This is a genomic window from Streptomyces sp. NPDC091272, from assembly GCF_044757485.1.
Taxonomy (GTDB): Bacteria; Actinomycetota; Actinomycetes; order Streptomycetales; family Streptomycetaceae; genus Streptomyces.
Genome location: NZ_JBIVVC010000014.1, coordinates 194,888 through 217,756, shown reverse-complemented (window position 1 = coordinate 217,756; position 22,869 = coordinate 194,888). Strand labels below are relative to the sequence as shown.

16 protein-coding genes are annotated in these 22,869 nt (G+C 72.8%); 9 read left to right on the top strand and 7 right to left on the bottom strand.

Translation table 11 applies throughout. From position 1 onward, the window contains the following. Window positions 1-218: 218 nt before the first annotated feature. Both ACIQM4_RS30680 and ACIQM4_RS30675 read right to left on the bottom strand, forming a co-directional pair. A complete protein-coding gene (locus ACIQM4_RS30680; protein WP_401598268.1) occupies window positions 219-1,052 on the bottom strand; it encodes an aldo/keto reductase in 834 nt (277 codons plus the stop codon). A gap of 67 nt (window positions 1,053-1,119) precedes the next feature. Next, complete coding sequence (locus ACIQM4_RS30675) at window positions 1,120-2,373, bottom strand: MFS transporter (protein WP_401598266.1); 1,254 nt, start codon at window positions 2,371-2,373, stop codon at window positions 1,120-1,122. 599 nt (window positions 2,374-2,972) lie between these two features. Between ACIQM4_RS30675 and ACIQM4_RS30670 the strand changes: the two genes are divergently transcribed. The 3 genes from ACIQM4_RS30670 (at window position 2,973) to ACIQM4_RS30660 (ending at window position 6,768) form a co-directional block, all read left to right on the top strand. Continuing rightward, a complete protein-coding gene (locus ACIQM4_RS30670) occupies window positions 2,973-4,382 on the top strand; it encodes a family 2B encapsulin nanocompartment shell protein (protein ID WP_401598264.1) in 1,410 nt (469 codons plus the stop codon). Between the two features lie 92 nt (window positions 4,383-4,474). Next, window positions 4,475-5,854, top strand: a complete 1,380-nt coding sequence (locus ACIQM4_RS30665; RefSeq protein ID WP_401598263.1) for a family 2 encapsulin nanocompartment cargo protein terpene cyclase — start codon at window positions 4,475-4,477, stop codon at window positions 5,852-5,854. Between the two features lie 17 nt (window positions 5,855-5,871). Continuing rightward, on the top strand, window positions 5,872-6,768 hold the full coding sequence (locus ACIQM4_RS30660; RefSeq protein WP_401598261.1) for a geranyl diphosphate 2-C-methyltransferase: 897 nt from the start codon (window positions 5,872-5,874) through the stop codon (window positions 6,766-6,768). A 19-nt stretch (window positions 6,769-6,787) separates the two neighbouring features. Here the strand turns inward: ACIQM4_RS30660 and ACIQM4_RS30655 are convergent, their stop codons facing one another. The 4 genes from ACIQM4_RS30655 to ACIQM4_RS30640 form a co-directional block, all read right to left on the bottom strand. Continuing rightward, window positions 6,788-7,288, bottom strand: coding sequence for a glutaredoxin domain-containing protein (locus ACIQM4_RS30655; protein WP_401598260.1), 501 nt, complete (start codon window positions 7,286-7,288; stop codon window positions 6,788-6,790). Then, window positions 7,285-8,052, bottom strand: a complete 768-nt coding sequence (locus tag ACIQM4_RS30650; protein ID WP_401598258.1) for a DsbA family protein — start codon at window positions 8,050-8,052, stop codon at window positions 7,285-7,287. Before ACIQM4_RS30650 ends, ACIQM4_RS30655 begins: the two co-directional genes overlap by 4 nt. Window positions 8,053-8,173: 121 nt before the next feature. Beyond that, window positions 8,174-8,914, bottom strand: coding sequence for a YwiC-like family protein (locus ACIQM4_RS30645; protein ID WP_401598256.1), 741 nt, complete (start codon window positions 8,912-8,914; stop codon window positions 8,174-8,176). Beyond that, window positions 8,911-10,272: a molybdopterin molybdotransferase MoeA gene (locus ACIQM4_RS30640; RefSeq protein WP_401598255.1), complete on the bottom strand. Its 1,362-nt coding sequence runs from the start codon at window positions 10,270-10,272 to the stop codon at window positions 8,911-8,913. Before ACIQM4_RS30640 ends, ACIQM4_RS30645 begins: the two co-directional genes overlap by 4 nt. 231 nt (window positions 10,273-10,503) lie before the next feature. On the opposite strand from ACIQM4_RS30640, the gene ACIQM4_RS30635 reads away from it, so the two are divergent. Genes ACIQM4_RS30635 through hemG form a run of 6 tightly spaced genes read left to right on the top strand, consistent with a single transcriptional unit; the run spans window position 10,504 to window position 19,773 of the window. Then, window positions 10,504-14,178, top strand: a complete 3,675-nt coding sequence (locus ACIQM4_RS30635; protein ID WP_401598254.1) for a nitrate reductase subunit alpha — start codon at window positions 10,504-10,506, stop codon at window positions 14,176-14,178. Window position 14,179: 1 nt separating this feature from the next. Further along, entirely contained in the window at window positions 14,180-15,727 is a 1,548-nt protein-coding gene (gene narH, locus ACIQM4_RS30630; RefSeq protein WP_401598252.1) for a nitrate reductase subunit beta, read from the top strand. Continuing rightward, complete coding sequence (gene narJ, locus ACIQM4_RS30625; RefSeq protein ID WP_401598251.1) at window positions 15,724-16,419, top strand: nitrate reductase molybdenum cofactor assembly chaperone; 696 nt, start codon at window positions 15,724-15,726, stop codon at window positions 16,417-16,419. Before narH ends, narJ begins: the two co-directional genes overlap by 4 nt. Then, a complete protein-coding gene (narI, locus tag ACIQM4_RS30620; protein ID WP_401598249.1) occupies window positions 16,416-17,144 on the top strand; it encodes a respiratory nitrate reductase subunit gamma in 729 nt (242 codons plus the stop codon). Before narJ ends, narI begins: the two co-directional genes overlap by 4 nt. Then, window positions 17,141-18,409 carry a TIGR04053 family radical SAM/SPASM domain-containing protein gene (locus ACIQM4_RS30615; RefSeq protein WP_401598248.1) on the top strand — a complete coding sequence of 423 codons (1,269 nt, stop codon included), beginning with the start codon at window positions 17,141-17,143 and terminating at the stop codon, window positions 18,407-18,409. Before narI ends, ACIQM4_RS30615 begins: the two co-directional genes overlap by 4 nt. Next, window positions 18,397-19,773, top strand: a complete 1,377-nt coding sequence (hemG, locus tag ACIQM4_RS30610; RefSeq protein ID WP_401598246.1) for a protoporphyrinogen oxidase — start codon at window positions 18,397-18,399, stop codon at window positions 19,771-19,773. Before ACIQM4_RS30615 ends, hemG begins: the two co-directional genes overlap by 13 nt. 144 nt (window positions 19,774-19,917) lie before the next feature. Here the strand turns inward: hemG and ACIQM4_RS30605 are convergent, their stop codons facing one another. Beyond that, entirely contained in the window at window positions 19,918-22,719 is a 2,802-nt protein-coding gene (locus tag ACIQM4_RS30605) for an AAA family ATPase (RefSeq protein WP_401598244.1), read from the bottom strand. Window positions 22,720-22,869: the final 150 nt, after the last annotated feature.

Sequence of the window (22,869 nt, the reverse complement as noted above, 5' to 3'; positions counted from 1 at the left end):
CCGGGGGGGGGGGTTCCGGGGCTTTTTGAGTTTCTTAGTCATGGGGGGTGGGTGGGGGGGGGGGTGGGGGTTTTGGGGGGGGGGGGGGGGGGGGGGGGGGGGTGTGGGGGGGGGGGGGGTTGGGGGGGGGGGGGGGGGGGTGTGGGGGGGGGGGGGGTGGGGGGGGGGGGGGGGGGGGGGGGGGGGGGCGGGGGGGGGGGCCCGGCCCCGCCGGGAGGTCAGTTGAGGGTGTCGGGGTCGGGCCCGGTGCGCATACCCCGGTCCAGCGCGGAGATGGCGTCGAGCTCCTGCTGGTCCAGTACGAAGTCGAAGACGTCGAGGTTCTCGCGGATGCGGGCCTCGGTGACCGACTTGGGGATGACGACGTTGCCGGTCTGGAGGTGCCAGCGCAGGACGACCTGGGCCGGGCTCCTGCCGTGCCTGGCGGCGATCGAGGTGATCGCTTCGTCCCCGAGGACGGCGCCCTGCGCGAGCGGGCTCCATGCCTCGGTGACGATGCCGTGCCGGGCGTGGAACTCGCGCAGCTCCCGCTGCTGGAGGCCGGGGTGCAGTTCGATCTGGTTGACGGCGGGGACGACGGACGCCTTGTCGAGCAGCCGCTCCAGATGGGCCGGCTGGAAGTTGGAGACGCCGATGGCGCGGGTGCGCCCGTCGGCGAGCAGCTTCTCCAGGGCGCGCCAGGTGTCGGTGTAGAGGTCGCGGGCCGGGGCCGGCCAGTGGATCAGGTAGAGGTCGACGTGGTCCAGGCCGAGCTTGTCGAGCGAGGCGTCGAAGGCGGTGAGCGTGGCGTCGTAGCCCTGGTCGGCGTTCCACAGCTTGGTGGTGACGAACAGCTCGTCGCGGGCGGTCCCGGACTCGGCGAGGGCCCGGCCGACGCCGCCCTCGTTGCCGTAGACGGCCGCGGTGTCGATGCTGCGGTACCCGGCTTCGAGTGCGGAGCGGACGGCGGCGGTGGTGTCCTCGTCCGGCACCTGGAAGACGCCGAAGCCGAGCTGCGGCATCTGGACGCCGTTGTTGAGGGTGAGGGTGGGGATCTGGGGGAGCGAAGTCATGATGGCGCTGTTCCTTGGTCGGTGCGGTGGGGGGTGGTGCGGTGGGGGGTGGTGCGGTGGGGGGTGGTCAGTGGTGGGCGGGGGCGGGCTGCTGCGCCGGAGTGGGCCGGGCGGGCGGTGCGGCCGGCGCCGTGCTGCCGGGCGAACCGGCGACCACGTCCGAGGCCGTCACGGGGCGCTCCCTGCGCTCCAGGAGGCTGGAGACGACGGCGAGCAGCAGCGCGCCGACGGCGAGGGAGGCGCCCACCCAGTTCGGCGAGGTGTAGCCGAAGCCCGCGGCGATCACGATGCCGCCGAGCCAGGCGGACAGCGCGTTGCCGAGGTTGAAGGCGCCGATGTTGACGGCGGAGGCCAGGGTGGGGGCGCCGTGCGCGTGGTCCAGCACCCGCTTCTGGAGCGGGGGCACCGTGGCGAAGCCGAGGGCGCCGATGAGGAAGACGGCCACTGCCGCCGTGACCTTGTTCTGCGCGCCGACGGTGAACAGCGCGAGGACCACGGCCAGGCCGCCGAGTGCGGTGAAGAGCAGCGGCATGAGCTTGCGGTCGGCGAACCTGCCGCCGATCAGGTTGCCGGTGACCATGCCCAGGCCGAAGAGGACCAGGAGCCAGGTGACCGACGACTGCGCGTAGCCCGTGACGTCGGTCATCATCGGGGCGATGTAGGTGATGGCGGCGAAGACGCCACCGAACCCGAGCACGGTCATGGCCATCGCCAGGAGTACCTGGACGTTCTTGAACGCGGCGACCTCGTGCCGCAGCCGGACGCCCTGCGCCTTGGGCACGTCCGGGACCAGCTTGGCGATGCCGAGGAGGCCGAGGAGGCCGAGCGCAGCCACCAGGAAGAAGGTGACGCGCCAGCCGGCGCTCTGGCCGACGAAGGTGCCGAGCGGCACGCCGACGACGTTGGCCACGGTCAGGCCGGTGAACATCATCGAGATGGCGCCGGCCTTCTTCTCGGGGGCGACCAGTTCGGCGGCGACCACCGAGCCGATGCCGAAGAACGCACCGTGGGCGAGCGAGGCGACCACCCGGCCGATCAGCATCACCGAGAAGCTGGGCGCGACCGCCGAGACGACGTTGCCCACGATGAAAAGGCCCATCAGGAGCATCAGCATGTTCTTGCGGGAGATCTTGGTGCCGAGGACGGTCATGAGCGGTGCGCCGAACATGACCCCCAGGGCGTATCCGGTGACCAGGAATCCGGCGGTGGGCACCGAGACGCCGAAGTCGGCGGCGACATCGGGGAGCAACCCCATGATGACGAACTCGGTGGTGCCGATTCCGAAGGCCCCGATGGCGAGGGCCAGGAGCGCGAGAGGCATGGGAGCGACCTTCCGAGGTACATTGCGATAGCGCCTTACAAGCGAAGACAATAATTGCAGACGCGGGCTAATGCAAACGCGCTGTATCTGGGTTGCTGCTCGGGGGTGCGGTTTCGGGACGCGCGGCTTCGGGACGCGCGGCGGCCCGGCGCCCTGGGTGCGATCCCCGCCCGCCCCGCGCCCTTAGGGGATGCGTAGGCCCGGCCGCTACGTGCGGTGTGCGGTGGGATGGCCGGATTCCGTCCCGTCGAGGTGGCGCTGCGGCCGGGGTGCGGAGTGCCGCGGGTGGGGTGCGGCGTGATACTCGGCTGAATCCCGCCGGTACCCGGGCAAACACCGTCAGGTCACGATCATCGTATCGAGCTAATGTCACCGGTTTCCCCGGGCCGACGGGCCGCACCGGTCGCTACTGTTCCACCGTGTCTGGCGGGATTCCCAGACCTTCGCCCCGCCTTGGGGGCCTTCACCGACCTCTGCCCCTGTTGCTCCCTCTTCCTTCTTGCTTGCTTGCTCTTACTCCCCCGGTACCGGCACCGGCGCCTCGTCACGGGTGACGGGTGCACGCCGGCCGCCGTCCCGACCAAGGAGAACCCTCCCGAATGAGTGTGGAAACGAGCCCCGAGCCGCAGGTCGAGCCGGACCGGCAGTCCCTGAGCACGGCAGCCGCCCGCAACCTCGCCACGACGACCAAGTCCGCCCCGCAGATGCAGGAGATCACCTCCCGCTGGCTGCTGCGGATGCTCCCCTGGGTGGAGACCAAGGGCGGTGCCTACCGGGTCAACCGCCGCCTGAGCTACGCCGTCGGGGACGGCAGGGTCGACTTCGTCCAGGACGGCGCCGCGGTCCGGGTGATCCCCCGCGAACTCGGTGAACTGGCCCCGCTGCGCGGCTTCGACGACGTCGAGGTGCTGACCGCGCTCGCCGGCCGGTGCGAACAGCGCGACTTCCGGGCGGGTGAGACGCTGGTGGAGCGGGGCACGTCCGCCGACCGGCTCCACCTGATCGCGCACGGCCGCGTCACGCAGAGCGGCGTCGGGCAGTACGGCGACGAGCAGTCGGGGCCCGTGCTCGCCGACGGCGACCGGTTCGGGGACCAGGCACTGTGGGACGCGGACGCCCGCTGGGAGTACACCGTCACCGCCGAGACGGCGGGCACCCTGCTGACCCTCTCCCGCGCCGACTTCGCGGCCGTCCAGGACTCCGCCCCTCAACTGCACGAGCACATCGAGGAGTTCAGGGCGCTGCCACGGCAGCGGCAGAACCACAAGGGAGAGGCGGAGATCGCGATGTCGGCGGGGCACGCGGGCGAGCACCAACTCCCCGGCGCCTACGTCGACTACGAGTCCCGGCCGCGCGAGTACGAACTCTCCGTCGCGCAGACGGTGCTGCGGGTGCACAGCCGGGTCGCCGACCTCTACAACGGGCCGATGAACCAGACCGCCGAGCAACTGAGGCTCACCGTCGAGGCGTTGCGCGAACGCCAGGAGGACGAGCTGATCAACAACCGGGAGTTCGGGCTGCTCCACAACGTGGACTTCAAGCAGCGTGTCCAGCCGCACTCGGGACCGCCCACCCCGGACGACCTGGACGAGATCCTCTGCCGGCGCCGGGGCTCCAAGTTCTTCCTCGCCCACCCCAGGACGATCGCGGCGATCGGACGCGGGTTCTCCGCGTACGGGCTCTACCCGGACCACGTCGACCTCGGCGGCCAGCAGGTACCCGCCTGGCGGGGCGTCCCGATCCTGCCCTGCAACAAGATCCCCATCAGCAAGGAGAACACCAGCTCCATCCTGGTGATGCGGACCGGGGAGGACAACCAGGGCGTCATCGGCCTGCGGCAGACCGGCCTGCCCGACGAGTACGAGCCGGGGCTCTCGGTCCGCTTCATGGGGATGAACGAACAGGCGCTCATCTCCTACCTCGTCACCACCTACTACTCCGCGGCCGTCCTCGTGCCGGACGCGCTCGGCATGCTGGAGAACGTCCAGATCGCCCGCAGGAGCGCCTGAACCCGGCCGGCGGACGAAGGCGGGGCCCTCGGACCCCCGCACCCGCGCGTACGGCGCCCGGACCAGTCGAACACCTCAGCAAGGAGCCATGGATGCCCGCGCCCGAGCCGACCCCCGCGCAGTCGAGCCTCCCCGAGGCCGCCTCGCGCTTTGGGGCGCACGTACTCGCCGACGCTGCCGCCCGCGCCTGCGACATCACGGCCGCCACCGGGGGCCCACCCCGGGTACCGTCCCTGCCGGAACCGCCACCGCCCGCCGCGCTCCCCATCGCGCCTCCGCCGCTCTCCGTACTGCCCGCCGGGCCGCCACCGCCCGCCGCACCCCTCGCCGGGCCGCCACCACCCGCCGCACCCTCCGCCGACCCCCCGCCGCTCTCCGCGGACCTCGCGCGGGTCCTGCGCGGACCCAGTGGGCTCGGCACTTCGGGCCTGCGTCTGAGCCCGCGCACACCGGCCGACGAGCCGGCGGCGCCGGTACCCGGCGAGGCGCCCGAGGGCAGGCCGGTCCCGGGCCTCTACTTCCACCCCGTACCCGAGCCGGATCCCGTACGGGTGGAGGAGGTGGGCCGCCGGATCAGGTCCTGGGCGCTGGACGAGGTCGACCTCTTCCCCGAGGAGTGGGCGGAACAGTTCGACGGCTTCTCCGTGAGCCGCTACATGGTCGGCTGCCACCCGGACGCCCCCGGCATCGACCACCTGATGCTCGCCACCCGGCTGATGGTCGCCGAGAACGCGGTGGACGACTGCTACTGCGAGGACCACGGCGGCTCGCCCGTCGGGCTCGGCGAACGGCTGCTGCTCGCCCACACCGCCCTCGACCCCCTGCACACCACGAAGGAGTACGAACCCGGGTGGGCGCAGTCGCTCCACTCGGACGCACCGCGGCGCGCCTACCGCTCCGCCATGGAGTACTTCGTCAGGGCGGCGAGCGCCTCCCAGGCCGACCGGCTCCGGCACGACATGGCCCGGCTGCACCTGGGCTACCTCGCCGAGGGCGCCTGGGCGCAACTGGACCGCGTGCCCGAGGTGTGGGAGTACCTGGCGATGCGTCAGTTTAACAACTTCCGCCCCTGCCCCACCATCACCGACACCGTCGGCGGTTACGAACTCCCCGCCGACCTGCACGCCAGGCCCGAGACACAGCGCGTCATCGCGCTCGCGGGCAACGCCACCACGATCGTCAACGACCTCTACTCGTACACGAAGGAGCTCGCCGCACCCGGCAAGCACCTGAACCTGCCCGTGGTCATCGCCGAACGCGAGGACCTGACCGAGCGGGACGCCTATCTGAAGGCGGTCGAGGTCCACAACGACCTCATGCACAGCTTCGAGTCCGAGGCAGCCCAACTGGCCGCCGACTGCCCGGTGCCGCCCGTGCAGCGCTTTCTGCGGGGCGTGGCCGCCTGGGTCGACGGCAACCACCACTGGCACATGACCAACACCTACCGCTACAGCCTGCCCGACTTCTGGTGAGAAGAATGGAACCCCCTGTGACCAGCACCGAGTTCAGCACCAAGACGTCCGCCGGCACCCCGTCCGGCACCTTCGTCCCGCACCCCTCGACGCCCTACCAGGGAGACATCGCCCGTTACTGGGACGGTGAGGCCAGGCCCGTGAACCTGCGGCTCGGCGACGTCGACGGCCTCTACCACCACCACTACGGCATCGGCGACGTCGACCGTTCCGCCCTCGGCGACGCCCAGGACAGCGAGGCCGAGAAGAAACTGATCGCCGAGCTCCACCGGCTGGAGTCCGCCCAGTCCGAACTCCTCCTCGACCACCTCGGCGCCATCGGCCCGCAGGACACCCTGGTGGACGCGGGCTGCGGCCGGGGCGGCTCCATGGTCATGGCCCACCAGCGCTTCGGCTGCAAGGTCGAGGGTGTCACGCTCTCCGCCAAGCAGGCCGAGTTCGGCAACCGGCGCGCCCAGGAACTCGGCATCCAGGACCACGTCCGCGCCCAGGTCTGCAACATGCTGGCCATGCCCTTCAGGACCGGTCAGGCCGCCGCCTCGTGGAACAACGAGTCGAGCATGTACGTCGACCTGCACGACCTGTTCGCCGAACACTCCCGGGTCCTGGCGGTCGGCGGCCGCTATGTCACCATCACCGGCTGCTGGAACCCGCGTTACGGCCAGCCCTCCAAGTGGGTCTCGCAGATCAACGCGCACTTCGAGTGCAACATCCACTCCCGCCGGGAGTACCTGCGCGCCATGGCCGACAACCGCCTGGTACCGCAGGCCGTCGTCGACCTGACACCCGCGACGCTGCCCTACTGGGAGCTGCGGGCCACGTCCTCGCTGGTCACCGGCATCGAGGAAGCGTTCATCAACTCCTACAAGGACGGTTCCTTCCAGTACGTCCTGATCGCTGCCGACCGCGTCTGAAGGTGAGACCCGAGCCCCGTCACGGAGCTTGGTGACGGGGCTCGGAAGGGGGTGGGGCGAGGGGCGTGGCGGCGAGCTGTTCCCGCACCCACCCCGGGTCCGGATTGACGTGCGGGCGGCCGTCCACGAAGACGGTCGGCACGGTCTCGTTGCCGTCGTTGACCGCCCGTACGATCGCCGCGCCCGCGGGATCGCGCCAGATGTCGACCCAGTACAACTGCCCGGCACCGCGCCCCAGCCGGATGCGCAGCCGCTGGCAGAACTTGCAGCCCGGCCGCCAGAAGACGACCGGCCTGCCGTCCGCCGCGCTGCGCCGCAGTGCCTCCTGCGCACCGACCGGCCGCGGGAACACCCAGGCCGTGTGGGCGACCGCGAGCAGCACGAAGAACGCGAGAAGCGCGACGGCGGCGCCGGTACTCCCGTCGGCGAACAGCCCGGTCGAGGCGAACGCTCCGCAGAGCACGAGAACCGCCGGCAGGATCCACGGACGGGTTCGGAACCTGAACTCCCCGATGTTCATGGCCGTGACGGTACCCCCTGGCTCAGCAGCTCGGCGAAGCGCCCGGCGTGGAAGAGTACGTCCGCGTCCTCCACCTTCGTACCGTCCACGAGCACCGAGGGGACGGACTCCTCGCCACTGGCCCGGAACGCCCGCTGCGAGGCCTCGACCCAGTCCCCGTAGGAGAGTTCGGCGACCGCCTTGTCGAACGCGGCGCCGCGCAGGCCGGGCACCCGGGAGGCGAGCTTCAGCAGGAAGGCGTCGGTGAAGCCCTCGGCCTCCTCGCTGTCCTGGGCCGCGAAGACGGCCTCCTGGTACTCGGCGAACTTCCCCTGTTCCAGGGCCGCGCGCATCGCGTTGGCCGCCCTGGTCGAGCCGGCCACCTCGCCGCGGTCCAGGAACGAGGCAATGGTGTACTCGGCCTTCACCGTTCCGGTGGCGACCGCCTTCGCCACCGCCTCTCCGCCGCCGTTCTCGAACTTGGCGCAGTAGCCGCACTGCGGGTCCACCGAGATCCGTACCGTGCGCGGGGCGTCCCGCTTGCCCACCACGATCGTCGTGCCGTCCTCGGCGAGCGCCGCGGGCAGCCCCGACGTGTGGCCGGCGGACCGGGTGGTCCGTCCGCTGTCCGTCGTACCGGTCTCGGCCGAGGCACTCGGGGTGGAGGCACAGGCGGTGGCGCTGACGCCGATCAAGCCTGCCGCCAGTACGGCGGCTGCCACCCGCGACGACCTGTGCCGATGTGCGTGGCGCGGGCGGGCACGGGGGTGTTCCTGAGCGGCCATGAAGCGAGCCTCCTGGGTGGTGCCTGGTTCTCCTGCCTTCACGCTAGGCACCCCCGGCCCCCGTCAGGACCGGCGGAAGACCCCTTCCACGGGCCGTAGGTCCATAACGCCCCCGGTCGTGTCAGCCCGCGCTCCCGAGCAGCAGTGCGAGCAGCACCGCCGAACAGCCCAACTCGATCAGGCCCACGGCCTTGACGCGCAGGCCCCGGCCGGGGAGGAACGCGGCCCGCAGCAGGCAGAAGGCGAACAGCACGGCCCACAGCGGGTTCATCAGCAGCACGCAGACCAGCGCGACCGCGTGATAGGCGACCGAGCCGTAGAGGTAACGCGGGTTGCGCCGCTCACGGATCATCGCCTTCACATGGAGGACGGTGCCGGCGAAGTAGAGGAGGCAGGCGGCGCACGCCGTCGCCCCGTCGCCGAGCGAGCCGCCGCCCAGCCGCAGCGCCATGAGCAGCGCGCCGCACGCGGGGACCACCGCCACCAGGCCGTTCACCAGTGCGCGCTCCCGGTTGCGCAGCGCGTACAGGGTGTTGACCGCGCAGAACGGCAGCGCTGCCGCCACCGCGACCAGCAGCCACGGCCGCAGCACCAGCAGCGGGACGCCGACCACGGCGAGCACCGCGCCGAAGGTGATCAGTGGCCGTACGTGCCGGCCCGCGGCGCGCGGGTTACGCGACAGCCTGCGCAGCCGTACGTACTGCTGGAGGTGGAAGGCCGTCACGTACGCCAGCAGCCAGCAGACAAAGAGCGGCAGGTGCAGCCAGGACGGGTCGCCCAGGAAGGTGCCCGCGGCGAACGGCACGACCAGCATGGCCCAGGCACCGTGCTGGTCGGGTATCCACCTGCCACGCCTGCTCATGCGGCGACGCCGTCACGGGCAGCGGGGGAGGACGCCGACGCGGGCGCAGCAGCCGACGCACGAGCGGACGCCGAAACGGGTGCAGAAGCGGGCGCTGCGCCAGGGAGCACGCGGGCGGGCACCGGCAGCGGCCCGGCTCCCCGCACCGTCGCCTCCCCCGGGCGCGGCAGCAGTTCGACCACCGTGCCCGCCTCGGCGCCCCGCGGCGGTACGACGGCCAGCGCGTCGCAGGCGGCCAGGCCGCGCAGCATCGCGGGGCCGTGGTAGTCCAGCGGGTGCACCGCCCCGCCCCGTACCGCGACCGGCAGCAGCGCTGTGGAGGGTGCGCACCCCGCCATGCGCACCCCGGCGGGAAGCCCGGTCGCGGCGGCGGGCGGCAGACCCGCGAGGGTTCGCAGTACGGGGACGGCGAGGGTGGCCGTCGCGGCGACCGCGGCGAGCGGATTGCCCGGCAGGCCGACGACCGGCCTGCCGTCCGGAAGGACCGCGAGCAGCATGGGATGCCCGGGGCGTACGGCCACGCCGCCGACGAGCGTGCGCGCGCCGAGCGCTTCCAGTGCGCGGCGCACATGGTCGACGGGGCCGCGGGCGGAGCCGCCGGTGGTGAGCACGACGTCCGCGGTCGAGCGGGCCAGTGCGGTGCGCAGCGCGTCGAGTTCGTCGGGGACCCGGCGGTGCGTGCCCACCCGGGCGCCGAGCGCGTCGAGCCAGGGCACCAGGAGCGGGCCCAGCGCGTCACGGACCCGCCCCCGGCCGGGCAGCCCGCGGTCCAGGAGCTCGTCGCCGAGTACCAGCAGGTCGGCCGTGGGGCGGCCGGACACGGCGAGGGTGTCGTACCCGCAGGCGGCCGCGAGGGCGACGACGGCGGGTGTGACCGGGGTGCCTGCCGGGAGCAGCGCGTCACCCGCCCGGCACTCCTGCCCGCGCGGCCTGATGTCCCGACCGACCGCCGGCCGCCCGCGACGCGCGGCGAGCAGGGCGCCGGTCGGCCCATCCGGTGGTGCGTCGTTGCGTAGGGGATCCACCCACTCCGCGTCCTCGCTGCGCAGCACCGAGCTCGCCCCCGCCGGGACCTGGGCCCCGGTGGCCACGGCGACCGCGTCGCCGGGCGCCAGCGGGCCGCAGGTGTCTCCCGCGAGCACCGGGGTGTCCCGTACCCGCCACGGACCGGGGCCGCTGACCGCCCAGCCGTCCATCGCTGAGCTGTCGAAGGCGGGCAGGTCCGTCAGGGCGGCGAGCGGGGTGACCAGCACCCGGCCCACGGCCGCCGACAGCGGCAGCCGTTCCGCGAGCAGGGCCGGCACGGCCCCGGCCGCGAGCGCGCGCGCCCGGCTCCAGGAGTGCACGCAGGAGTGCATGAGATCGACCGTCCTCCGGGCCAAAAGCCCTTTTACGCAAGCACCTTGTTTCCGAATTCCACCATGTCACCCCCGCGGAACCCCAATTGCGGGATTAGGTCACTGCCTGGCGGGACCTTAGTCCCCGGGACCTGCGCAAACGCGGGCATAGGGTCAAAGCGGGCCAGCGAATTTACCGGCAGGTCGTCGGTAAGTCGGGGTCCGCGTGTTTCCCTTTTCCGGAGGATCAAGTTGCGGCAGAACCAGGGCGGTGCCGCAGAAGCACTGCTCAAGGCCGGACGGTATTTCACCAAGGCCGACGTGTCCGACGATCTGAGGACGGTGCACCGCACCGGCGGGCGGGACGGCGAGGCGTTCTACCGCGACCGCTGGAGCCACGACAAGGTGGTGAACTCCACGCACGGCGTGAACTGCACCGGGTCGTGCCGCTGGAACGTCTACGTCAAGGACGGGATCATCACCTGGGAGACCCAGGCGACCGACTACCCGTCCGTCGGCCCGGACCGCCCCGAGTACGAGCCGCGCGGCTGCCCCCGTGGCGCCTCCTTCTCCTGGTACAGCTACTCGCCGACCCGGGTGCGCCACCCGTACGTCCGCGGCGCACTGCTGTCGACGTACCGCGAGGCCAAGGAGCGGCTGGGCGACCCGGTCCTCGCCTGGGCCGACATCCAGCGCGACCCGGTGCGCCGGCGTACGTACCAGCAGGCCAGGGGCAAGGGCGGGCTGGTGCGGGCGAGTTGGGAGGAGGCGCTGGAGATCGCCGCCGCCGCGCACGTGCACACCGTCAAGGAGCACGGCCCCGACCGGGTCGCCGGGTTCTCCCCGATCCCCGCGATGTCGATGGCCTCGCACGCCGCCGGCGCCCGCTTCCACTCCCTCATCGGCGCACCGATGCTGTCCTTCTACGACTGGTACGCGGACCTGCCGGTCGCCTCCCCGCAGGTGTTCGGCGACCAGACCGACGTGCCGGAGTCGGGGGACTGGTGGGACGCCGCGTATCTGATGATGTGGGGTTCCAACGTCCCGGTGACCCGTACGCCGGACGCGCACTGGATGGCCGAGGCGCGTTACCGGGGCCAGAAGGTCGTCGCCGTTTCCCCGGACTTCGCGGACAACACCAAATTCGCCGACGAATGGATGCACCCGCACCCCGGGACGGACGGTGCGCTGGCACTCGCGATGGGCCATGTCGTCCTCAAGGAATTCTTCGTCGACCGGCAGACCCCGTTCTTCCGGGATTACGTGCGGAAATACACCGACCTGCCATTTCTGGTGACGCTGCGGGACGGCGGCCAGGGCCTTGTGCCGCACAAGTTCCTGACCGCGGCGGACCTCGGCCAGGACACCGAGAACGCGCGGTGGAAGACCGTCCTGGTCGACGACGCGACCGGCGCGCCCGTCGTCCCGCGCGGCACGCTCGGCCACCGCTGGGGCAGCGAGGAGACACCCGCGTGGAACCTCGACCTCGGCGACACCGTCCCGCGGCTCACGCTGCTCGGGGAGGGTTCCGCGGAGATCGTGCTGCCCCGGTTCGAGGAGGACCGGCCGGGCACCGTACGGCGCGGCGTACCGGTCCGCCGGATCGGTGAGCACCTGGTCACCACCGTCTTCGACCTGATGCTCGCCCAGTACGGCGTGGGCCGCGACGGGCTGCCGGGCGACTGGCCCACCTCGTACGACGACGCGTCCCAGCCCGGCACCCCCGCCTGGCAGGAGACCCTGACCTCGGTCCCGGCGGCCCAGGCGGCTCGGGTGGCACGGGAGTTCGGTGCGACGGCCGAGAAGTCCCAGGGCCGCTGCATGATCCTGATGGGCGCGGGCACCAACCACTGGTTCCACTCCGAGACCATCTACCGGGCCTTCCTCGCCCTGCTCACCCTCACCGGCTGCCAGGGCCGCAACGGCGGCGGCTGGGGCCACTACGTCGGCCAGGAGAAGTGCCGCCCCGTCACCGGCTGGGCGACCCTGGCCGGTGCCTCCGACTGGGCCCGCCCGCCGCGCCACATGATCGGCGCCGGCTGGTTCTACCTGCACACCGACCAGTGGCGCTACGACACCCTCCCCGCCGACGCCCTCGCCTCGCCCCTCGCGGACGGCGCCTTCGACGGCATGTCGGGCGCGGACTGCCTGGCCGCGTCCGCCCGGATGGGCTGGATGCCCTCGTACCCCACCTTCGACCGCAACCCGCTGGCACTCGGCGCGGTGGACGACCCCGTCAGGTCGGCCGTCGACGAACTCAAGGCGGGCACCCTGGGCTTCGCGGGTGAGGACCCGGACGCGCCCCGCAACTGGCCGCGCGTGCTCAACGTCTGGCGGGCCAACCTCCTCGGCTCCAGCGCCAAGGGCAACGAGTACTTCCTCAAACACCTCCTTGGCACCCACCACAACCTGCCGGACGACGGCCCCCGCTGTGAGCCCCGCGACGTCACCTGGCGGGAGGAGGACGTCGAGGGCAAGCTCGACCTGCTGATGGCGATGGACTTCCGGATGACGTCCACGACGCTCCTCGCCGACGTCGTCCTGCCGGCCGCCACCTGGTACGAGAAGCACGACCTGTCCTCCACGGACATGCATCCCTTCCTGCACGCCTTCACCCCGGCCGTCGACCCGCCCTGGCAGGCCCGCACCGACTACGACGCGTTCCACGCGCTGGCGCGCAGGTTCGGCGAACTCGCCGCCGTGCACCTGGGCGTCGCCAAGGACCTGGTGGCCACCGCCCTCCAGCACGACACCGCGGGGGGCGAGATGGCCCAGCCCGGCGGCGTCGCCCTCGACTGGTCGAAGGGCGAGTGCGAGCCGGTTCCCGGGCGCACGATGTACAACCTCGCCGTCGTCGAACGCGACTACGGCGCGGTCGGGGAAAAGTTCGCCGCCCTCGGCCCGCTGATCGACGAACTCGGCGTCACCACCAAGGCCATCACCTTCGAGGTCGGCGAGGAGGTCGCCCACCTCGGTGAGAAGAACGGCACGGTACGCGGCGGGGTCGCCGACGGACGGCCCCGCCTGGACACCGCCAAACGCGCCTGCGAGGCGATCCTCTCCCTCTCCGGCACCTCCAACGGCCGCCTCGCGGTGCAGGGCTTCAAGACCCTGGAGAAGAAGGTCGGCACCGAGCTGGCCCACCTCGCCGCCGAGTCCGAGTCCACCCGCGTCACCTTCGCCGACACCCAGGCCCGCCCGGTCCCCGTCATCACCTCGCCCGAGTGGTCGGGCAGCGAGTCGGGCGGACGGCGCTACACGGCCTTCACGGTCAACACGGAACACCTCAAACCCTGGCACACCCTGACGGGGCGCCAGCACTTCTTCCTCGACCACGACTGGATCCACGAGGTGGGCGAGGCGCTCCCGGTCTACAAGCCACCGCTCAACATGCACCTGCTGTATGGGGAACCCGAACTCGGCCGCGTCGAAGCAGTCGAGGAGGGGGACGGACAGCGGCCGGGGGAGAAGTCCGTCGCCGTCCGCTACCTCACCCCGCACAACAAGTGGGCCGTCCACTCCATGTACCAGGACAACCAGTACATGATGCTGCTCGGGCGCGGCGGACAGACCGTGTGGATGTCGCCGCAGGACGCCGGAGCCATCGGTGTCGCCGACAACGACTGGATCGAGGCGGTCAACCGCAACGGCGTCGTCACCGCCCGCGCGATCGTCTCCCACAAGATGCCGCCCGGCACCGTCTACATGAACCACGCCCAGGAACGCACCGTCGGCGTCCCGCGCACCGAGAAGACCGGGCGCCGGGGTGGCATCCACAACTCGCTCACCCGCGTGATGCTCAAGCCCACCCATCTCGTGGGCGGTTACGCCCAGTTGACCTGGGCCTTCAACTACCTCGGCCCGACCGGCAACCAGCGCGACGAGGTGACGGTCATCCGCCGCCGAAGCCAGAACGTGGAGTACTGACATGCGTGTCATGGCACAGGTCGCGATGGTCATGAACCTCGACAAGTGCATCGGCTGCCACACCTGCTCCGTCACCTGCAAGCAGACCTGGACCAACAGGCAGGGCACCGAGTACGTCTGGTTCAACAACGTGGAAACCCTCCCCGGCCAGGGCTATCCGCGCCGCTGGGAGGATCAGGAGCGGTGGAAGGGCGGCTGGGAGCGCACCCGTTCCGGCCGGCTGCGGCTGCGCTCGGGCGGCCGGCTCAAGCGGCTCGGCAGCCTCTTCGCCAACCCCGACCTCCCGGAGATCTCGGACTACTACCAGCCCTGGACGTACGAGTACAAGAACCTGACCGAGGCCCCGGCGGGCGACGACCTGCCCACCGCCCGGCCCGTGGACAGCATCACGGGCGCCCCCATGGACAGCATCGAGTGGGGCCCCAACTGGGACGACAACCTCGGTGGCGCGGTCGAGCACGGGCCGCGCGACCCGATCGTGGAGAAGGTCCGCGACCGGGTGGGGGAGCGGATCCGTTTCGAGTTCGAGCAGTCCTTCATGTTCTACCTGCCGCGCATCTGCGAGCACTGTCTCAACCCGGCCTGCGTGTCCGCCTGTCCGTCCGGTGCGATGTACAAGCGGTCCGAGGACGGCATCGTCCTCGTCGACCAGGACGGGTGCAGAGGCTGGCGGATGTGCGTCAGCGGCTGCCCGTACAAGAAGGTCTACTTCAACCACGCCACCGGCAAGGCCGAGAAGTGCACCTTTTGCTTCCCGCGGGTCGAGGCGGGGATGCCGACGGTCTGCTCCGAGACCTGCGTGGGCCGGATGCGCTACCTCGGCGTGCTGCTGTACGACGCGGACAAGGTCGCCGAAGCGGCCGCGGTCGAGGACGAACACGACCTCTACCCGGCGCAGTTGGACTGCTTCCTCGACCCGCACGACCCGGCCGTCCAGGAGGCCGCACGGGCCGCCGGGATCTCCGGGGAATGGCTGGACGCGGCCCGCCGCTCGCCGGTGTACGACCTCATCGCCACCTACCAGGTCGCCCTCCCGCTGCACCCGGAGTACCGCACCATGCCGATGGTCTGGTACGTGCCGCCGCTGTCGCCGGTGGTGGACGCGGTCGCCGCGACCGGGCACGACGGTGAGGACGCGGGCAACCTGTTCGGTGCGATCGACGCCCTGCGCATCCCAGTCGAGTACTTGGCGGAGATCCTCACGGCGGGAGACACCGGCGCCGTCGACGCGGTGCTGCACCGGATGGCCGCCATGCGCGCGTACATGCGACGCGTCAACCTCGGTGAGGAGCGCGACGAGTCCGTCGCCCGCGCGGTGGGCCTCACCGGGCAGGAGATGGAGGACATGTTCCGCCTCCTCGCCGTCGCCAAGCTGGAGGACCGCTTCGTCGTCCCGAGTGCGGCGCGCGCGGACGCGCAGGCCCTCACCGACGCGCACCCCCTCGAACTCGGCGAGCCCGCCGACGGGGCCTGTCCGGTCGCCGCCCTCCCGGCGGCGGCCCCCGCGCGCGTCAAGCTCAACCTCGGCCCCACCAGGAGGAGCGCATGAACGCCGACACGACCACCCGGCTGCTGGTCGGCCGGTGCCTGGAGTACCCCGACTCCCGGCTGTACGGCGACCTGCCCCGGCTCCGCGCCGCCCTCGAAGGCGCCGGGCCCGAGGCAGCCGACCTCATCGGCGGGTTCCTCGACCACGTCGCCGCCACCGAGCCGCTCGATCTGTGCGCGCACTACACCGCCACCTTCGACACCCGCAACCGACGCTGTCTGTACCTCACCTGGTGGGCCGACGGCGACACCCGAAGGCGCGGCCTCTCCCTCGTACGCCTCAAGCAGACCTACCGGGAGCACGGGCTGGAGTACGCGGACGAGGAACTGCCCGACTTCCTGCCCGTCGCCCTCGACTTCGCCGCCCGTCGGCCCGCGGCCGGCACCGCCCTGCTGGAGGAGCACCGGGTGGGTCTGGAACTGCTGCGACTGGCCGTCACCGCGGCGGACACCCCCTACGCGGCCGTCCTCGAAGCCCTGTGCACCACCCTCCCCGGGCCGTCCCCGCAGACCAAGGAGGAGGCCAAGGCGATGGCGCGCAACGGCCCGCCGAGGGAACTCGTCGGCATCGGCTCGCCGTCCGCACCGTTCGGTCCCGGCATCGGCCCGCCGTCCGCGCCGTTCGGTCCCGGCACCGACCTGCCGTGGCCGGCCGTGAGCGCGCCCCCCTTCACCGAAAGGCCGTCCCCGTGACCGATCTGTTCCTGTGGGGCGTCCTGCCCTACGTCTCGATCGCCCTGCTGGTCGCGGGCACCGTCTGGCGCGCCAGGCACGACCGGTTCGGCCGGACCGCACACTCCTCGCAGCTCCACGAGTCGAAGCTGCTGCGGATCGGCTCACCGCTGTTCCACGTCGGCATGCTCTTCGTGGTCCTCGGCCATGTCGTCGGCCTGCTGGTCCCGCAGGGCTGGACCGACGCGGTCGGCGTCAACGACCACACGTACCACCTGGTCGCCGTCGGCACCGGTGCCGTCGCGGGAGCCGCGGCGGCCGTGGGCATCGGACTGCTGGTGCACCGCCGGCTCAAGGTGCCCGCGGTGCGCCGCGCGACCCTGCGCAGCGACCATCTGATGTACACCTTCCTGCTCGGCGCCATCGTCCTCGGACTGCTCGCCACGGTCCTCAACTCGACCGGTGCGACCGACGGCTACAACTACCGCGAGGGCATCTCGCCGTGGTTCCGCTCGCTGTTCACCCTGTCGCCCGACCCCGCGCTCATGGCCGGCGCGCCGCTCGCCTTCAAGCTGCACATCCTCTTCGCCTTCACGCTGTTCGCGCTCGTCCCGTACTCACGGCTGGTGCACATCTTCAGCGCCCCGGTGAAGTACGTCTTCCGGCCGTACGTGGTCTACCGCAGCCGGGACCCGAAGAACCTCGCACAGCGCCCGGAGCCGCGCGGCTGGGAGCGGACCCGATGACGCACCCGCACACGACCCCGCCCGCACACCCCGTCCCGACGACCCCGCCCGCACACCTCGTCCGCACGACCCCGCCCGTACACCCCGTCCCCACGACCCCGTCCGCGCGCCTTGTCCGCACGCCCCGGCACGCCGTCGCCGACCGCCCCTTCCTGGTCATCTGGGAGGCCACCCGCGCCTGTCCGCTGGCTTGCCTGCACTGCCGCGCCGAGGCGAACCCGCTGCGCAGCCCGGACGAGCTGGACGGCGCGCAGGCACGGGACCTGATGGACCAGGTCGCCGCCTTCGGCCGCCCGCACCCGCTCTTCGTCATCACGGGCGGCGACCCCTTCCAGCGCCCCGACCTCACCGAACTCATCGCTTACGGGACCGCCTTGGGGCTGCGCGTGGCCGTCTCGCCGTCGGGCACGCCGACCCTCACCCGCGAGAACCTGACCGCCGTACGCGACGCGGGCGCGGTCGCGCTCTCGCTCAGCGTCGACGGCTCGACCGCCGAGCGGCACGACACCTTCCGGGGCGTCGACGGCGTCTTCGACCTGACCCTCGACGGCTGGCGCACCGCCCGCGAACTCGGCCTGAAGGTCCAGATCAACACGACCGTGTCCCGTCACAGCCTGGACGACCTGGCCGGCATCGCCGCCCTCGTCAAGCGGGAGAAGGCCATGCTCTGGTCGGGGTTCCTGCTGGTGCCCACGGGCCGCGGCGCGGAACTCGACTCGCTCACCCCCGACGAGACCGAGGACGTCCTGCACTTCCTGTACGAGTGCGGATCCGTCATCGCCACCAAGACCACCGAGGGCCACCACTTCCGTCGCGTCGTCCTCCAGCGGTCCGCCCTCGCCGAACGCGGCGAACGGCCCCCCACCGGCACCCTGTACGCGCGTCTCATGGCGAGCGCCGACGCCGCCGGACTCTTCGCGGGAGCACACCGGGCGGTTCGCCGCCCGCCGATGGACGTGTCCTCGGGTCGCGGCTTCGTCTTCGTCTCACACACCGGTGAAGTCACCCCCAGCGGCTTCCTTCCGTTGTCCGCGGACAACACCAAGGACCGCCCATTGTCGGACATTTACCGCACATCACCCCTCTTTTTGGCCCTCCGGGACCCCTCGCTGCTGCGCGGCAAGTGCGGAGCGTGCGACTTCAAGACCGTCTGTGGCGGCTCGCGCTCCCGGGCGTACGCCGTCACCGGCGACCCCCTCGCGGCCGACCCCTGGTGCGCGTACCAGCCGCGGACAACAGAAACGGAGCAGCCGTGCGCTCAGTGATCGTCATCGGCGGAGGCATCAGCGGACTCGCCGCCGCCTGGGAACTGCGCGGCCGTGCCGAAGTCACCGTCCTGGAGTCGTGCGACCGCGTCGGCGGGAAACTGCGCACCGGCTCGCTCGCGGGCATCCCGGTCGACGAGGGCGCCGAGTCCGTGATGGCGATGCGCCCCGAAGCGGTACGGCTCGCCGAGGAGGTCGGCCTCGGCGACGCCCTCTGCGACCCGGCCCCCGCGCCCGTCACGCTCTGGACCGGCGGCGCCCTGCGGCCGCTGCCCGCGGGCCACATGCTCGGCATCCCGCCCGACCCGGCCGCACTCGAAGGCACGGGACTGCTGTCCCCCGAAGGCCTGGCCAGGCTGGCCCAGGAGGAAGCGGTCCCGGCCCGTCCCGTCGTCACCGACCTCACCGTCGCCGGATACCTCACCCCGCGCATCGGCCAGGAGGCCGTCGACCGGCTCGTCGAACCGCTGCTCGGCGGCATCTACTCGGGCCGCACCGACCGCCTCTCGCTCCGCTCGGCCATGCCCGGCATCGCCGCGGTCGCCGCCACCGGCGACTCGCTGCTCGCCACGCTCCGCCGCCGCGCCCGGCCCCGTGGCAGCGGGCCCAGGACCGGCATGGTGCGCGGCATCACCGGCGGCACCGGACGGCTGCCCCTCGCGGTCGCCTCCGCGAGCGGCGCGCACATCCTCACCCGTACGACCGCCCTCGCCCTCGAACGGGTCTCCGGCGGTGGTTGGCGGGTGCACGCGGTCACCGGGCAGGGACCGGCCACGCTGGACGCCGACGCGGTGGTCCTCGCCCTGCCCGCGCACGCGGCGGCGCCCCTGCTGCGCGCCCACTCGCCCGCCGCGCAGAGCGAGCTGGCGGCCGTACGGTCCGCCGGGTCCGCCGTACTGACGATGGCGTTCGCCCGCACGGCGGACGGGCCGCCGCCGGAGCTCAACGGTTTCCTCGTCCCGCCGGTGGACGGTCGTACGGTCAAGGCCGTCACCCTCCTCACCCACAAGTGGCCCTGGCAGCGCGACCAGGCGCCGTCGGCACTCGTGCTGCGCGCCTCCGTGGGCCGGGCGGGCGAGGAACACCTGCTGGACCTCGACGACCGGTGCCTGACCCAGCTCGCCCTGGCCGACCTGGGTGAAGCGGTCGGACCGCTGGGCGACCCCCTGTCCGTCAAGATCACCCGCTGGCGGCACGGCCTCCCCCAGTACGAGGTGGGCCATGCCGAGCGCGTCGCCGCCGTCCAGGACGCGATCGGCAGGCTGCCCGGCACCGAGGTGTGCGGGGCGCTCTACGAAGGCGTCGGCATCGCGGCCTGCGTCGCCTCGGGCCGCACGGCAGCGGCGCGGCTGCTGGAGGGCTGACGGGCCGCGGGGCTCACTGAGGAGGGCCGACGGGGTGCGCGTGCTGGGGGCCGACGGGGTGCGCGTGCCGACGGGTTGCAGTGCGTCGGGACTGCGGCGGGACAGCGGCCTCCGGTCGCGGTCAGCGGTCGCGGGCACGCCGGGTCAGGGCCGGTCCGGCGTGCGGTCGAGCCGGTTCAGGAGCTGGGTGCGGGTGTGCACGCCCGTCTTGCGGTAGATGCGGCTGAGCATGCTCTCCACCGTCTTGACGGAGAGGAACATCCGCGCCGCGGCCTCCCGGTTGCTGGCGCCGTCCCTGACCAGCGCGGCCAGCGTGTGCTCGCTCGCGCTCAGCCCGGCCGGCCCGGTCGGCGGGGCGGTCTGCTGGTGGCCGGCGAGCCGTTCCACGGCGGCGGTGGTCAGTGCGAGCCAGGGTGCGGCCTCAGCCGCCCGGAACACGGCCTCCGCCCGCTGCCAGGCGGCGCGCGCCGCGGCCTGTCTGCGCCGCCCGCGCTCCAGGCGCCCCAGCGCGAGACAGCTGCGGCCCTCCTCCACCGGCATGCCCAGGGCGCCGAACAGCCGGGCGGAGTCCTCAAGGAGTTCGGCCGCCTCGTCCGCACTCCCCTCGGCGCGCAGACAGACCGCTCGGGCCCGGGTCAGCGCCGCCCGGAGCCCGGCGTGCCGTCCGTGCGTGCCGACCACGGCGTGCAGGGTGTCGAGGAGTGCGTGGGCGTCGTCGAGCCTGCGTGCGGCGGCGAACGCCTCCACCGCGTCGGACTGCCAGCGCAGGATGCCGGGGTCGGTGCCGTCCGCGCCGCCTTCGAGCACGGCCACCTCCGCCAGGGCGTCCGCAGCTCCCTGGGCGTCCCCGGTGTGCAGACGCACCGAGCCGAGCACCCACAGGCCCCGGGCGGTGTGAATGCTGTCGCGCTCCTCCCGGGACGTACGGACGGCCTGCTCGGCGTGGCGCGCGGCGCGGGCGAAGGAACCGCCGTGGCTGTGCACCAGGGCAGCGGTGTACCAGGCGGGGCCGGGTGACAGCCCCGCGCTCGCGGTCAGTTCGAGCGCGCGGTCCGACCAGTCGATGGCGGCCCCGCAGGAACCCAGCCTGGTGTCGGCCTCGGCGAGACTGCGCCACAGGTCCACCAGGTCCTCGGCCTCGCCCGCCTTCTGCGCGAGGGGCAGGAGGGCCATGAACTGCGCACGGGCGGGACCGACCCGGTCGTCGAAGAGGGCGTGCCGGGCGGTCAGGTACTCGGGGCTGTTCCGTATCCCGCTGGATTCCGGCGGCACGCCGAGCGCGACCGCCTCCCGGAGGGTGCGCCCGGCGAGCTCGTGAGCGCCCGTCAGACGCTCGGTCCTGGCCCGCATCGTCAACGCCGCCGCCCGCAGCGGGGCGTCGTCCGCCTGCCCGGCGAGCAGGGCGGCGCTACCGGCGTGCTGGAGGGCCTCGGCGGCGCCGCCCTCGCCGAGGTTCGCGCGGATGGCGGCGCGCAGGGCGACGGAGGCCAGCAGGCCGGGGTCGTCGTCGGCGAGCCGTCGGGCCTCGGCGAGCCGGCTTTCGAGCCCCGCCAGGTCCTGGCCGTGCGCGTCGACCACCGCGAGCAGTGCGCCGACCCGTTGGGCGGCCGAACCCCGCCCCGCGGCGACCGCGTCCGCCGCCTGCTGGGCCAGGTCGACGCGGCCTGCCGCCGCCGCGTCGTGCGCGCCGCGGGCCAGCCGGTCCAGCCGCAGCCGTGGCCGGTCGGCCGGGGTGAGGTTCGCGGCCAGCAGCATCAGTTCCGCCGCGAGGTGACGGTCCCCGTCCTGCCGGGCGACCGCGGCTGCGTCCGCGGTGTCCTCTGCGACCGCCCGGTCGGCGGTGCCCTGCGCGAGCGCACGGTGCAGGGCTCGCTGTACGGGATCGGGCACGGCGTCCGCCAGGGCGTGGTGCAGAGCGGCACGCAGAGCGGCCGAACCCGTGGCGGCCGCCGCGGCGGCCACGGCCCCGGCAGCGAAGGCGAGGTCACCGGGGTGCCGCGGCGCGCTGCCGGGCTGATTCCGCGAGGTCAACAGCCCTGCCGCCAGCGCCTTTTCGAGGTGGTCCTCGGCGTCCGGATGCCCGGCGTTGCGCAGAACCGTCAGATCGAGGTGCCGGCTGAGCGCGGCGGCGCGGACGGTCGCCCTGACCGCTTCCGGCACCGTCCGCAACCAGGCGTGCGCGCGGTCCTGAACCTCGGCGGGCCATCGAGGCGGCCCGTGTCCTGGCGGCGGATCGGCGGCCGCCGCGTCGAGGTAGGCCGTCAACAGGGCCCGGTGCCCTCCGCAGTACCGGTGTACGGGTCCGGCCCAGCGTGCGGGCAGCGCCGACCGGGAGAGCAGGGCGGCGGTGTCGGTGGGCGTCAGTGGCCGCACCGCGAGAACGGGCGCGTGGCCGCCCAGCAGGCGGTCGGCGGCGTGCGGGTAGGCGGTGGTGCGTTCCGACGCGACCACGGTGAGCCCGGCCGCGGTCCGCAGGACATAGGAGAGCGCGTCCGCACTCTCGGGATCGACCCATTCGGCGCCGTCCACGAGCAGCAGCGTCGGAACGCCGTCGCCGACCAGCTCGGCAACGGCCGACCGCACGGCGAGCGGCGATCCGGCCGGTGCGGGGCCGGAGAGGTCCTGGGGCCGGAGCCCGTCCGGGGGCTGCGCCACGGGGCTGTCAGGATCGGAGGCCGGACCGGACCGGAGCAACTGGGCGACCGCGCCGTACGCGAGGCGGCTGTCCTCGGGCCTGGCCCGGACGCGCAGGCACCGCCCGCCCTCCGCGGCCGCGGCGCGTGCCAGCGCGTCGAGCAGGGTGGTCTTGCCGGAGCCCCACGAACCCGTGACGGACAGGCGACGGTGCCGGGCGAGCAGGCCGGCCGCCCGGTGCACCAGTTCGCGCCAGGTGGCGTCACCGTCGGCGGCACCGGACACCGTCACCGCAAGGGGAGGGCTGGTCATCCGCGCACCGTAGCCAGGAGCCCACCCCACGAGCAACGGCCTCGCGCCTGAAGCGCGGGGTACAAGGGATAACCCGCATGCCCCGCGGGGGCGTTACCCGGGGGAGCGTCCCGGACGGCTCGTGCCCGGGGGCCCGTATTCCCGACGCCC